The sequence below is a fragment of the Teichococcus aestuarii genome (assembly GCF_003116135.1).
In the GTDB taxonomy this organism is placed as follows: domain Bacteria; phylum Pseudomonadota; class Alphaproteobacteria; order Acetobacterales; family Acetobacteraceae; genus Pseudoroseomonas; species Pseudoroseomonas aestuarii.
The window spans coordinates 1-12389 of the sequence record NZ_PDOA01000015.1 but is presented as its reverse complement, the minus strand read 5'-3'; the positions used below and the strand labels follow the sequence as shown (position 1 = coordinate 12389).

Genomic DNA, 12389 nt, shown 5'->3' with positions numbered 1-12389 from the left:
GCCTTCCTCAGCCCCCGATGACGGCGCAGGCGCCGCCGCGGCTCTTGATGGTGTCGCAGAAGCTGCTGGCGCTGTCGCGGCTGTCGAAGCCGCCGGTGCGCAGCCGCCACATGGTCGGGTAGCCGTCCCGCTCGAAGCGCAGCACCTGCGGCGTGCGGCCCTGCAACGCCTCCGGCGCGCGGCGCGCGAGGCGGTCCCATTCGGAGCGGGCGCCGGATTCAGAGTCCAGCGCACCGAGTTGCACCACCACGCCGCCGGTGCTGCGCACGGGCGCGGGCGGCGCCGCGGCGGCGGGCGGGGCGGCCGGCTCGGCCTGCGGCGCCGCCGGGGCCGGAGCCGAGGCGGCGGCCGGCGGCGCGGCGGGCGGCTGGGCCTGCGCCACCGTGCCCGGCTGCGGCGCGGCCGCGCTGCCCGGAGCGCCGTTCTGCCCCCCATCCTGCCCACCGTTCTGCCCTGGGGCCTGGGCCGTCGCGGCCGGCTGGGCGGGCGCCATGGGCGCCACGACGGGCGGCACCACCGGCGGCGGCATGGTCGCGGCGCGCAGCGCGTCGAGGTTCGGCGCCTCGGCCGCCGGGCCAAGCCGGCCGGAAGGCTCGAAGCTGCCATTGGCGTTGCGCCGCTGGAAGATGATCTCGTCCTGGTTGGCGACGCGCAGCCCGCCGCGGTCGTCGGGCCGCACCTTGATCGGGCGTGAATCCGCCTCCACCACCGGGATGGTGTCGTCGGTGTACTTGCTGACGGCCCAACCCACCAGGCCACCCACGGCCAGGATGCCGGCGACGCCGCCGGCAATCAGCATCATGCGCCGGGAGCCGCCATCATCGGTGGCTTCCCGCACGCGGTAGGAAGGAATCGGCGCTTCCCTCATCGCATCTCCTCGACCGGTGCGACGCCCATGACCCTGAGGCCCGAGCGGATGATGAGGGCCGTCGCGGCCACCAGGGCCAGGCGCGCGCGCGTGGCCTCCGGCTCCTCGGCCCGGATGAAGCGCAGTGTCGCATCATCCCGCCCGCGGTTCCACAAAATATGAAAGTCGCTGGCCAAGTCACCGAGATAAAAGGCAATTCGGTGTGGCTCCCGCGCCGCAGCAGAGGCCTCCACGATGCGCGGCCAGGTGGTCAGGCGGCGAATCAGCGCCAGTTCCGCCGGGTCGCGCAGCGCGCCGAGCGGCACGCCGTCGAGCCCCTCGGTCAGCCCCTGCTCGCCCGCCTGCCGCAGCACGGAGCGGCAGCGCGCATGCGCGTACTGCACGTAGAAGACCGGGTTGTCGCGCGACTGCTCGACCACGCGGTCGAGGTCGAAATCCATCTGCGCGTCGCTCTTGCGCGTCAGCATGGTGAAGCGGACGGCATCCTTGCCGACCTCGTCGATCAGGTCGCGCAGCGTGATGTAGGTGCCGGCGCGCTTGGACATGCGCACCGGCTCGCCGCCCTTCATCACCTTGACGATCTGGCAGAGCAGCACGTCGAGTGGCACGGTGCCGTCGGAGAGCGCCTTGGTCGCCGCCTGCATGCGCCGGACGTAGCCGCCATGGTCGGCGCCCCACACCTGCACCAGCTGCTGCATGCCGCGCGCGATCTTGTCGGCGTGGTTGCCGATGTCGTTGGCGAAGTAGGTGTTGCTGCCGTCCGACTTGCGCAGCGGCCGGTCCACGTCGTCGCCGAACTTCGTGGAGGCGAACAGCGTCTGCGGGCGCGGCTCCCAGTCGTCCGGCGTCTTGCCCTTGGGCGGCTCCAGCACGCCCTCATAGACGAGGCCCTTCTCCGCCAGCGCGGCGATGGCGGCATCCGCCACGCCGTCCCGCACCAGCTTCGCCTCGCTGATGAACACGTCATGCTCGACGCCAAGCGCCGCCAGATCCTCGCGGATCGCCGCCATCATCTCGCTGACGGCGAATTCGCGCACCGTGTCCAGCCACAGCGCCGCCTCGGCCGGGCGGGCGCCGGGGGCCAGGGAATCGCCATGCGCGGCCTTCAGCGCCTCGCCCACCGGGACCAGGTATTCGCCGCGGTACTGCAGCCCGCCGGGGACAGCCTCGGCATACGCCTCCTCGGTCATCGTGGTGCCGAGGGCCTGCAGGTAGCGCCAGTAGGCGGCGTAGGCGAGCGCCTGCACCTGCGCGCCGGCGTCGTTGATGTAGTATTCCTTGATGACGGCGTAGCCCGCCTTGTGCAGCAGGTTGGCCAGCGCGTCCCCCACCACGGCGCCGCGGCAATGGCCGACATGCATCGGCCCCGTCGGGTTGGCCGAGACGTATTCCACGTTCACCCGGATGCCGGCGCCGGCCTGCCCGTCGCCATAGGCCTCGCCGGCACGCAGCATCACCGGCACCTGGCCGAGCAGGTAGTCCTCGCGCAGGCGGATGTTGACGAAGCCGGGGCCGGCCGGCGCGGCCTCGGCCACCATCGGCAGCGCGGCCAGCGCGGTGGCCAGCTCGGCCGCCAGCTTCGGCGGCGGCAGCCTCGCCGGCTTCGCCACCACCATGGCGGCGTTGGTGGACATGTCGCCATGCGCCGGGTCGCGCGGCGGCTCGACGGCGACCTTGGCCATCGCCTCCTCCGGCAGCTCGGGCAGCAGGCGGCGCAGGCAGTCCAGCACCCCGGCACGCAGCGCGGCGAAGATGTCCTGGGGCGCGGCTTGGTTCTGTTCCATCAGGGGTCCGTATCGTCAGCCGGGGATGTGGGGATCGGTCAGGCGGCGGTGCTCGTCGAGCGCGAAGCGGTCGGTCATGCCGGCGATGTAGTCGCACACCACGCCGGCGCAGGCGGGGCTGCCCGGCTCGCCGGCGCGGTCGCGCCATTCGGGGGGCAGCATGTCCGGCCCGCCATGCAGCAGGCTGAACAGCACCTGCACCACGCGCCGCGATTTCTGCGTGGTGCGGTTGACGCGCCAGTGGCGGTACATGCGCCCGCGCAGGAAGGCGCGCACCTGCTGGTTGGCCTCCTGCATCGGCGCGCTGAAGGCCACCATGGCGCGGCCGGCGGCGCGGATGTCATCGACGCTGGCGGGCGCCAGCGCGGCCAGGCGGCGCCCGGCCTCCTGCACCACGTCCTGCACCATCAGGTTGATGACGCGGCGGATCGCCTCGCTGGCCTGGCGGGCGCGCGGCGCCTCCGGATAGCGCTCGCGCACCTCGCGCACCATGCCGCCGATCAGCGGCAGCGCGGCCGCCTCCTCCAGCGTGAACAGCCCGGCGCGCAGGCCGTCATCGAGGTCGTGGTTGTTGTAGGCGATGTCGTCGGCCAGCGCGGCCACCTGCGCCTCGACCGAGGCATGGGTCTCCAGCGCCAGCGGATGGAGCGAATCGTACTCGGCCATGAAGCTGGAGGGGCGGCGGATCGGGCCGTTGTGCTTGGCCAGCCCCTCCAGCGTCTCCCAGGTCAGGTTCAGCCCGTCGAACTCGGCGTAGCGCTTCTCCAGCACCGTCACCGCCTTCAGGCTCTGCGCGTTGTGGTCGAAGCCGCCATAGGGGCGCATCATGCCGTTCAGCGCCTCCTCCCCGGCATGGCCGAAGGGCGGGTGGCCGAGGTCGTGCGCCAGCGCCAGCGCCTCCGCCAGATCCTCGTCCACGCCCAGGCGGCGGGCGATGGAGCGGGCGATCTGCGCCACCTCGATGCTGTGGGTCAGCCGGGTGCGGAACTCGTCGCCCTCGTGGTAGATGAAGACCTGCGTCTTGTATTGCAGCCGGCGGAAGGCAGCGCTGTGGATGATCCGGTCCCGGTCCCGCTGGAAGGGCGAGCGCACGCCATTGTCCGGCTCCGGGTGGAGGCGGCCACGCGATGTCTCGGCGCGCACGGCATAGGGGGCGAGGTCGGTCATGACGCGCGGGCCTTACCAGCGGTGCGGCATGGCCGCAACGCCGTCCCTGCCCCGCCCCGCGCGGCGTTGGAATTCCCGCCCGCGCCGCCTATGTTCGGGGCCAAGGAGTCCCCGCCCATGCCCGATGGCACCATTCCCGCCCGCTTCTCCGTGACGCCGCGCGCCTTCGCCCAGGTGGCCGAGATCGCCGCGCGCGAGGACCGCCCCGGCACCGGCCTGCGCGTGGCCGTGCTGGCCGGCGGCTGCTCCGGCTTCCAGTATTCCTTCCAGCTCGACGACGCCGTGGCGGAGGACGACCTGGTGCTGGAGGGCGAAGGCAGCCGGGTGATGATCGACCCCGTCAGCCTCGACCTGCTGGCCGGCGCCCAGCTCGACTGGGCGGACGAGCTGATCGGCGCCCATTTCACGGTGAAGAACCCGCAGGCGGCCTCCGGCTGCGGCTGCGGCGCCTCCTTCTCGCTCGGCTGAGCGGGCCGCCCCGCGCGTGCGCCTCGCCAGCTTCAACGTGAATTCGGTGCGCAAGCGCGTGCCGCATCTCCGCCGCTTCCTCGAGACCGCCCAGCCCGACCTGCTGTTCCTGCAGGAGCTGAAGTGCAAGACCGAGGAATTCCCCGCCGCCGAGTTCGAGGGGCTGGGCTACCGCTGCCACGCGGTGGGCCAGCCCGGCGGGCGCAACGGCGTGGCCGTGCTCGGCCGCGTCGATTTCTCCGTGGTCGCCGAGGGACTGCCGGGCGAGGAGGAGGACAGCCACGCCCGCTACATCGAGGTGGCGGCGGAGGGGCTCCAGGCCGCCGGCATCTACCTGCCCAACGGCAATTCCGGCGGCGCCGAGGGCTATGCCTACAAGCTGCGCTGGATGGCGCGGCTGCGCGAGATCGCCCAGGCGCGGCTCGACGCCTTCACCCCCTTCGCCATCCTGGGCGACTTCAACGTCTGCCCCACCGGGCTGGACCACGAGCCGGGCGCCATGCCGCCGACCGACGCGCTGGTGCGCCCCGAGAGCCGCGCCGCCTTCCGCGCGCTGGAGCATCTCGGACTGACCGACGCCGTGCGCGCGCTGCACCCGGCCGAGCGGATCTACACCTACTGGGATTACGGCCCGGCCTTCGAAAGCAACCGCGGCCTGCGCATCGACCACGCCCTGCTCTCGCCCGAGCTGGCCGAGCGCCTTTCCGCCGCCTGGGTCGATCTCGCCCCGCGCAGCCAGGAACAGCCCTCCGACCACACGCCGGTGCTGGTCGACCTCGCCTGAGGCATCGCCCGCCGCCCTGCCGGGCAGCGGGCGGGCCGTCTCACCAGCCGCGATGGTAGTGGTAGCGCGGCGGGGGTGGCGGCGAAGGCGGCGGGGCGTAGTAGTAGCCGCGCGGCGGGCCGTAATAGGCGGGCGCCGGCGCGATCACGCATCCCGCCAGGCCCAGCGCGGCGCCTCCCAACAGCAGGCACGTCATCAGCCGGCGCATCATTCTTACCTCCAACCCGGTTCGACCCAGACCCAGCGGCCGCGGCGCTCCACCCAGCGGCCTTCCCGCCAGCGGCCGCGGCCACGCGGCGGCACCCAGCGGCCCGGCACCCAGTCATAGTTTCCGGCACGCCACACCCAATGCCCGGGCTGCCATTGGGCGCGTGGCTCCGGCGGGCGGCCACGCGGCCCCTCCGCGCGCGGCGGCGGGGGCGGCGGCGGGCGGCGGCCCGGCCGATGCCCCGCCGGCGGCCCCGGCGGCTGCCCATGCGGCGGACCCGGCGGGCGGCCGCCATGAGGACCACCCGGCGGATAGCCGGGCGGCGGCCCATGGGGCTGCGCCTGCGCGGCCCCGGCCAGCGGCAGGGCGGCGGCGAGGCCCCCCAGCAACCCACCCAGCAATGTGCGACGGTTCAGCATCCGGTCCTCTCCCTGTCCCGCCGCATCCCGGAGGCCGCGGCGTCCACGTCCCGAGCTTAGGGAGCCGACCATGGCGAAGCTGGGGCGGAAGAAAGACGAAGCGGGGCGCGGTGTTACAAAGAAAGACCGGGGGAGAATGAATTCTCCCCCGCGCCCCCTCTTCTTTTTTCTGTCAGTTCAGGAAGACGTTCAGATATCGGCGTAGCAATGCGTTTCCTCGGCACCGCCAGGGTGGGTCACGGCGCCGAGATGCGCCGGCCCGACAAGCTGCGCATACTTCCACAGCGCGCCGGAATTGTAGTCGGTCCTGCGCGGCTGCCACGCGGCGCGGCGCGCGGCCAGTTCCTCCTCGGAGAGCAGCACGTCGATGCTGCCCTTCTCGGCGTCGATGACGATGCGGTCGCCATTCTTCAGCAGGCCGATCGGGCCGCCGACCGCCGCCTCCGGCCCGACATGGCCGACGCAGAAGCCGCGCGTGGCGCCGGAGAAGCGGCCATCGGTGATCAGCGCCACCTTGTCGCCCATGCCCTGGCCGTAGATGGCGGCGGTGGTGGAGAGCATCTCCCGCATGCCGGGGCCGCCCTTCGGGCCCTCGTAGCGGATGATGAGGACGTCGCCCTCCTTGTAGGCGCGGCTGTCCACGGCCTTGAAGGCGTCCTCCTCGCAGTCGAAGCACAGCGCGGTGCCCTCGAAGCGCTGCACCTTCATGCCCGCCACCTTCACGATGGCGCCGTCCGGCGCGAGGTTGCCCTTCAGCCCGACCACGCCGCCCGTCGGCGTCAGCGCCTTCGAGACAGGGTAGATCACGTCCTGGTCGGTCGGGAACACCACGTCGGCATGGTTCTCGGCCAGCGTCTTGCCGGTCACCGTCATGCAGTCGCCATGCAGAAGCCCGGCATCGAGCAGCGCCTTGATGATGACCGGGATGCCGCCGACCTTGTGCACGTCGAGCGCCACGTACTTCCCGCCCGGCTTCAGGTCGGCGATGTAGGGGGTGCGGCGCATGATGGCCGCCACGTCGTCCAGCGTGAAGCGGATGCCCGCCTCATGGGCGATGGCCGGCAGGTGCAGCCCGGCATTGGTCGAGCCACCCGTGGCGCCCACCACCACCGCCGCGTTCTCCAGCGCCTTCAGCGTGACGATGTCGCGCGGGCGGATGTTCTTGCGCAGCAGCTCCATCACCGCGCGGCCGGAGGCGACAGCCCAGCGGTCGCGGTCCTCATAGGGCGCGGGCGCCCCGGCCGAGCCGGGCAGCGCCAGCCCGATCGCCTCGGAGACGGTGGCCATGGTGTTGGCGGTGAACTGCCCGCCGCAGGCGCCGGCCGAGGGGCAGGCCACGCATTCCAGCGCGTGCAGATCCTCGTCCGACATGTTGCCGGCGGCGTGCTGGCCGACGGCCTCGAACACGTCCACGACGGTGACATCCTTGCCCTTGAACTTCCCGGGCAGGATCGAGCCGCCATACATGAACACGCTCGGCACGTTCAGGCGCAGCATGGCCATCATCATGCCGGGGAGCGACTTGTCGCAGCCCGCCAGCGTCACCATCGCGTCGTAGGAATGGCCGCGCATGGTGAGTTCCACCGTGTCGGCGATGGCGTCGCGGCTGGCCAGCGACGACTTCATCCCCTGGTGGCCCATGGCGATGCCGTCGGTCACCGTGATGGTGGTGAACTCGCGCGGCGTGCCGAAGCCTTCCTTCACGCCCTGCTTCACGCTCTGCGCCTGGCGGTTGAGCGCGATGTTGCAGGGGGCGGCCTCGTTCCAGCAGGTGGCGACGCCCACCAGCGGCTGGGCGATCTCCTCCTCCGTCATGCCCATGGCATAGTAGTAGGAGCGGTGCGGGGCGCGCTCCGGGCCGACGCTCACATGGCGGCTCGGCAGGCGCGACTTATCCCATTTTTGCTCAGCCATGCGGGTGTGACCTTCGTTCCGTTGCGTCCCGCCGCTGTATCGCGCAACAAGCTTCCGCCGGCAAGCCGAGCACAGGGCAGCGCCGGCCATGAAAGAAGCCCGGGAGCGGCTGCCCCCGGGCTTCCTCCAGCCGATGGCGGGCGCCGGGGGCTGGCCCCGGCGCCCCGCCGGGCCTCAGCCTTCCTGCTGCCGGCTGACCATGCCGCTCTTGGCGTCGATGCGCAGCTTGACCTTGTTGCCAGCCTGCTCGGCATTGGCCGTGATGGTGTCGCCGTCGCGCTCGACATCGCTCACATCCGAGTAGCCGCGGTCCTTGAGCATCGTCTCGGCCTGGTCGGTGCTCAGGCGCTTCTCGTCACGCACCATGCCGGTGCGGGCGTCGACGCGCAGATCCTCGACCGTCTCGCCATAGCGCTTGGCCTCGGAGACGCGGAAGGTGCCGTCGTTGCGCTCCAGCCCCTCGATCTCCGAGTAGCCGCGCGCCTGCAGGGCGGTGCGCACCTGCTGCTCCGACATGGCCTGCATCTGGCTGCCGGCCTGCTGGCCCTGGCTTTGGCCCTGCTGGGTGGACTGGGCCTGCATGCCGCCGGCGGCGCTGCCGGGCTGGCCGGGATTGACGCCCTGGGCGAGCGCCACGCCCTGCGCGCCGAAGAAGAGAACGGTGGCGATCGCAGCAGAATTCAGGAGCTTCGTCATGTCAGTGAGCCTCCATGGCTTGGATGGCCTCGGCCCGTTCCTCCTGGGGAGGCCGGGCGCGGGACTTGTGTCCCGCGGGCCTTGAGCGCCCCGCAGCCTGTGGCGGGGCGTCGCGACCGTGTGCCGCATGGAGGGGAAACATGAAAAACCGGACATGGTTTCGCCATAATCCGGCTTTTCTCACGAAAACGCGAGCCTTGCCGTAATCCCCGCTGCCGGCCCGGGCATGGGCCGGCGTCCGGGTCGGGAGAAGGAACGCCTCAGCCCGCGATGCGCGCCAGCGCCGCCTCCAGCCGTGCCACCTCGGCCTGCGCGCTCGCGAGGCGCTCGCGGTTCTCCTCGACGACCTCCGGCTTGGCGCGGGCGACGAAGTCGGCATTGGCCAGCTTCTGCTCCACCTTGGCGCCCTCGGCCGCCGCCTTGTCCCGCTCCTTGGCGAGCCGCGCCCGCTCCGCGCCGAGGTCGATCACCTCGGCCAGCGGCAGCAGCACCGTGGCCTCCGCCACGACGACCTGCGCGACACCCTTCGGCGCCTCCCCCGCCGCCAGGGCGCGGAACTCCGTGGCGCGCGCCAGGCGGCGGATGGCCTCGATCCAGCGGCCGCCCCGCGCCAGCGTCTCGGCGGAGGCACCTTGCAGCAGCAGCGGCACCAGCACGGAGGGCGGCACGTTCATCTCGGCGCGCACGCCGCGCACGGCGGAGACGAGGCCCACCAGCCAGTCCAGCTCGGCCCGCGCCGCCTCGGCCCCCGGCACCGCCACGGGCTGCGGCCAGGGCGCGCCGATCAGGCTGCATTCCGGGCCATAGCCGAAGCGGTCCCACAGCTCCTCGGTGAGGTAGGGCATCACCGGGTGCAGCAGGCGCAGGATGGTGCCGAGCACGTGCTGGGCGGCGCCCTTCACCTCGGCCTTCTCAGGCCCCTCCGGCCCGTTCAGGGCGGGCTTGGCGAATTCCAGGAACCAGTCGCAGAAGCCGTTCCAGACGAAGCGGTAGCAGGCGCCCGCATAGTCATCCATGCGGTAGGCTTCGAGCGCGGCGGTCGCCTCGGCGATGGCGGCATTGGCGGCGTCGAGGATCCAGCGCGCCAGCGGCGTCTCGACCTTCGAGGGGTCGAAGGACGCATCGGGCGCGATGCCGTTCATCTCGCAGAACCGCGCCGCGTTCCACAGCTTGGTGCCGAACGAACGAAAGTCCTCGACGCGCTTGCGGCCGAGCTTCACGTCGCGCCCCGGCGTCGCCATCGAGGCGATGGTGAAGCGCAGCGCGTCCGCCCCGAAGCTGTCCACCAGCTCCAGCGGGTCGATGACGTTGCCCTTCGACTTCGACATCTTCTGGCCCTTCTCGTCGCGGACGAGGCCATGGATGTAGACGGTGCGGAAGGGCACATCGCCCATGAAGTGGTGGCCCATCATCATCATCCGGGCGACCCAGAAGAAGATGATGTCCCACCCCGTCACCAGCACGTCGCCGGGATAATACTTGTCGAGTTCCGGTGTCTTGTTCGGCCAGCCCAGCGTGGAGAACGGCCACAGCGCCGAGCTGAACCAGGTGTCCAGCACGTCCGGGTCGCGGGTCAGCGTCACGCCGTCGCCGAGCTTCGCGCGGGCCTGGGCCAGCGCCTCCGCCTCGGTGCGCGCCACGAACACGCTGCCATCCGGCGCGTACCAGGCCGGGATCTGGTGCCCCCACCAGAGCTGGCGCGAGATGCACCAGGGCTGGATGTCGCGCATCCAGCTGAAGAAGATGTTCTCGAAGTGCTTGGGCACGAACTCGGTGCGCCCGGTCTCCACCGCCTCGATGGCGGGCTTCGCCAGCGTCGCCGCGTCGCAATACCATTGCAGCGTCAGGCGCGGCTCGATCGGCACGCCGGAGCGGTCGCCATGCGGCACGGCGTGGCTGTGCGGCTCGATGGTCTCGACCAGCTCCAGCCGCTCCAGCTCCGCCACGATCGCCTTGCGCGCGGCGAAGCGGTCCTGCCCGGCCAGGCTCCGCACGAAATCCGGCGCGGCCACGCCCTCCACCGCCACCAGATCGGCCGCGATCTCGTCGAGGAAGACGTTGCCATCCGCGTCCAGCACGGAGGGCATGGCGAGGCCGTGGCGCTTGCCCACGGCGAAGTCGTTGAAGTCGTGCGCGGGGGTGATCTTCACCGCGCCCGAGCCCTTCTCGGGGTCCGAATACTCATCCGCCACGATGGGGATGCGGCGGCCCACCAGCGGCAGGATGGCGAACTTCCCCACGAGGTCGCGGAAGCGCTCGTCCTCCGGATGCACGGCGATGGCGGTGTCGCCCAGCAGCGTCTCCGGCCGGGTGGTGGCCACCACGATGAAGCGGCCCGGCGCGCCTTCGACCGGGTAGCGCAGGTGCCAGAGGCTGCCCTTCACCTCCCGGCTCTCCACCTCCAGGTCGGAGATGGCGGTCTGGAACTTGGGGTCCCAGTTCACCAGGCGCCGGTCGCGGTAGATCAGCCCCTGCTCGTGCAGGGTGACGAACACCTCGCGCACCGCCTCGGAGAGGCCCTCATCCATGGTGAAGCGCTCGCGCGGCCAGTCCAGGCTGGCGCCGAGGCGGCGGAGCTGGCGGGTGATGTTGCCGCCCGACTGCGCCTTCCACTCCCACACATGCTCGAGGAACTTCTCGCGCCCGATCTCGCGCCGGTTCACGCCCTGGGTGGCCAGCAGGCGCTCCACCACCATCTGCGTGGCGATGCCGGCATGGTCGGTGCCCGGCTGCCACAGCGCGTCCCGCCCCTGCATGCGGCGCCAGCGGATCAGGATGTCCTGGATCGTGAAGGTCAGCGCGTGGCCGATATGCAGGCTGCCCGTGACGTTGGGCGGCGGGATCATGATGGTGAAGGGGTCCGCCCCGCTGGCGGGGTTGGCGCCGAACTTGCCGGCGGCCTCCCACCCTTCATAGAGGCGCTGTTCGAAACTGGCGGGCGAGAGGGTCTTGTCGAGCATGGGCGCACGCTTGTGCGGGCGCCGCGCCGCCGTCAAGAGGCAGCAGCGGGAGGGCGGAGAAAACCCCCCGCCCTTCCCGCTCAGCCGCCGCGGCCGCCGGACATTACGCGGCCGATCTCGGCCTTCACCAGCCGCTCCACCATCGGCGGCAGGTGCTGCTCCAGCCAGGCCTTGAGCAGCGGGCGCAGCTCCTCGCGCACCACATCCTCGATGCTGGCGCCGCCCTGGCGCGTCACCGGCGCCTGGCGGTCCTCCGTCACGGCGCGGGCGAGCTGACCCAGCGCTGCTGCTGCGGCGGCGGCCGCGACAGGGCCGAGCAGCCCCTCCTCCAGCTCCGCCGCATGCGGCGCGGAAGCGCGCCCGGCGGCAGGCTCCGGCACCAGCGGCACGGGCCCGGCCGGCTGCGGCTTCGCTTCGACTGCCTGCGGCTGGGGCTTAACCTCGGCCGCCTGCGGCTCAGGCTTCACCTCGGCCGCCTGCGGCTCGGCCTCCGGCTCCGGCCGGGGCGCGGGCGGCCTGGGCTCCGCCGGCGGCGGCACGATGGCCACGGGCGGCGGCAGCGCCGCCGGTGCGGGCGTGGAGGGGGAGCCGCTGGGTGCCGGCGGCGTCCCGGCCGGGGAAGCCGGCGCCGGCCCGATATTGGCCAGCCGGCGCAGCGGCAGGGGCGGCCGTGCCGGCGGCTGCGGCGTGGCCGTGCCGGCCGGGGTGCGCGGCGCGGGCACCAGCATCTCCTCGGTCAGGTCCAGCGGCGGCGGGGCGTCGCGCCCCTCATCCTCGTTCAGGATGCTGCGGATGGAGGCCAGGATATCCTCCATGGAGGGCTCCTGGGGGTCGGGGCGATAGGGAGGTTCGGCCATCTCAACGCACTTCCTGTTGCCGGCCGCCGCCCTGGCTGTAATCCCCTGTGCCGAACCAGCGTGAGCGGACGGTGTTGTAGTAGGCCTCCATGTCGTACTGGGCGACGGGGAGGGCAAGGTCGCGGGCGGTGAGGCGTCCGACGGCGCCGGCGAGGTTGTAGCTGGCGGTGACGACGCTGGAGAGCGCCTGCACCAGGGTGACGCGGGCGTTGAGCAGCTCCTGCTCGGCGTTCAGCACGTCGAGCGTGGTGCGGCTGCCCACCA

The 12389-nt window shown here is 72.1% G+C and carries 11 protein-coding genes and 1 pseudogene; 2 read left to right on the top strand and 10 right to left on the bottom strand.

Going from position 1 to position 12389, the window contains the following annotated elements:
• Window positions 1-7: 7 nt before the first annotated feature.
• From CR165_RS18040 to CR165_RS18030, 3 genes are read right to left on the bottom strand one after another with little or no spacing between them, the layout of a single operon-like run.
• A complete protein-coding gene (locus tag CR165_RS18040) occupies window positions 8-868 on the bottom strand; it encodes an SPOR domain-containing protein (protein ID WP_109518342.1) in 861 nt (286 codons plus the stop codon).
• Window positions 865-2652 carry an arginine--tRNA ligase gene (gene argS / locus CR165_RS18035; protein WP_109518341.1) on the bottom strand — a complete coding sequence of 596 codons (1788 nt, stop codon included), beginning with the start codon at window positions 2650-2652 and terminating at the stop codon, window positions 865-867. Before argS ends, CR165_RS18040 begins: the two co-directional genes overlap by 4 nt.
• Before the next feature lie 15 nt (window positions 2653-2667).
• Window positions 2668-3819 carry a deoxyguanosinetriphosphate triphosphohydrolase gene (locus tag CR165_RS18030; protein WP_109518340.1) on the bottom strand — a complete coding sequence of 384 codons (1152 nt, stop codon included), beginning with the start codon at window positions 3817-3819 and terminating at the stop codon, window positions 2668-2670.
• A 117-nt stretch (window positions 3820-3936) separates the two neighbouring features.
• On the opposite strand from CR165_RS18030, the gene erpA reads away from it, so the two are divergent.
• Both erpA and xth read left to right on the top strand, forming a co-directional pair.
• Window positions 3937-4287, top strand: coding sequence for an iron-sulfur cluster insertion protein ErpA (gene erpA / locus CR165_RS18025; RefSeq protein ID WP_109518406.1), 351 nt, complete (start codon window positions 3937-3939; stop codon window positions 4285-4287).
• A gap of 16 nt (window positions 4288-4303) precedes the next feature.
• Complete coding sequence (gene xth / locus CR165_RS18020) at window positions 4304-5071, top strand: exodeoxyribonuclease III (RefSeq protein ID WP_109518339.1); 768 nt, start codon at window positions 4304-4306, stop codon at window positions 5069-5071.
• 40 nt (window positions 5072-5111) lie between these two features.
• Here the strand turns inward: xth and CR165_RS25120 are convergent, their stop codons facing one another.
• From CR165_RS25120 to CR165_RS17990, 7 genes and pseudogenes are all read right to left on the bottom strand, one after another.
• The gene (locus CR165_RS25120; RefSeq protein WP_181378230.1) at window positions 5112-5282 is read right to left on the bottom strand and encodes a hypothetical protein; all 171 of its coding nucleotides are present in this window, start codon (window positions 5280-5282) and stop codon (window positions 5112-5114) included.
• 2 nt (window positions 5283-5284) lie between these two features.
• Window positions 5285-5698 (bottom strand): YXWGXW repeat-containing protein, encoded by a 414-nt coding sequence (locus tag CR165_RS26145; protein WP_109518338.1) that lies wholly within the window; start codon window positions 5696-5698, stop codon window positions 5285-5287.
• 189 nt (window positions 5699-5887) lie between these two features.
• Entirely contained in the window at window positions 5888-7612 is a 1725-nt protein-coding gene (ilvD, locus tag CR165_RS18010) for a dihydroxy-acid dehydratase (protein WP_109518337.1), read from the bottom strand.
• Between the two features lie 174 nt (window positions 7613-7786).
• On the bottom strand, window positions 7787-8308 hold the full coding sequence (locus tag CR165_RS18005; protein ID WP_109518336.1) for a PepSY domain-containing protein: 522 nt from the start codon (window positions 8306-8308) through the stop codon (window positions 7787-7789).
• A gap of 260 nt (window positions 8309-8568) precedes the next feature.
• The gene (locus CR165_RS18000) at window positions 8569-11268 is read right to left on the bottom strand and encodes a valine--tRNA ligase (RefSeq protein WP_109518335.1); all 2700 of its coding nucleotides are present in this window, start codon (window positions 11266-11268) and stop codon (window positions 8569-8571) included.
• An 80-nt stretch (window positions 11269-11348) separates the two neighbouring features.
• Window positions 11349-12125, bottom strand: coding sequence for a DUF2497 domain-containing protein (locus CR165_RS17995; protein ID WP_109518334.1), 777 nt, complete (start codon window positions 12123-12125; stop codon window positions 11349-11351).
• Window position 12126: 1 nt separating this feature from the next.
• Window positions 12127-12389, bottom strand: a pseudogene (locus CR165_RS17990) (hypothetical protein); the annotation flags it as partial.

Coding starts and splice junctions, on each gene's coding strand:
- CR165_RS18040 (WP_109518342.1), bottom strand. CDS start 868: ATGAGGGAAGCGCCGATTCCTTCCTACCGCGTGCGGGAAGCCACCGAT.
- argS (WP_109518341.1), bottom strand. CDS start 2,652: ATGGAACAGAACCAAGCCGCGCCCCAGGACATCTTCGCCGCGCTGCGT.
- CR165_RS18030 (WP_109518340.1), bottom strand. CDS start 3,819: ATGACCGACCTCGCCCCCTATGCCGTGCGCGCCGAGACATCGCGTGGC.
- erpA (WP_109518406.1), top strand. CDS start 3,937: ATGCCCGATGGCACCATTCCCGCCCGCTTCTCCGTGACGCCGCGCGCC.
- CR165_RS25120 (WP_181378230.1), bottom strand. CDS start 5,282: ATGATGCGCCGGCTGATGACGTGCCTGCTGTTGGGAGGCGCCGCGCTG.
- CR165_RS26145 (WP_109518338.1), bottom strand. CDS start 5,698: ATGCTGAACCGTCGCACATTGCTGGGTGGGTTGCTGGGGGGCCTCGCC.
- ilvD (WP_109518337.1), bottom strand. CDS start 7,612: ATGGCTGAGCAAAAATGGGATAAGTCGCGCCTGCCGAGCCGCCATGTG.
- CR165_RS18005 (WP_109518336.1), bottom strand. CDS start 8,308: ATGACGAAGCTCCTGAATTCTGCTGCGATCGCCACCGTTCTCTTCTTC.
- CR165_RS18000 (WP_109518335.1), bottom strand. CDS start 11,268: ATGCTCGACAAGACCCTCTCGCCCGCCAGTTTCGAACAGCGCCTCTAT.
- CR165_RS17995 (WP_109518334.1), bottom strand. CDS start 12,125: ATGGCCGAACCTCCCTATCGCCCCGACCCCCAGGAGCCCTCCATGGAG.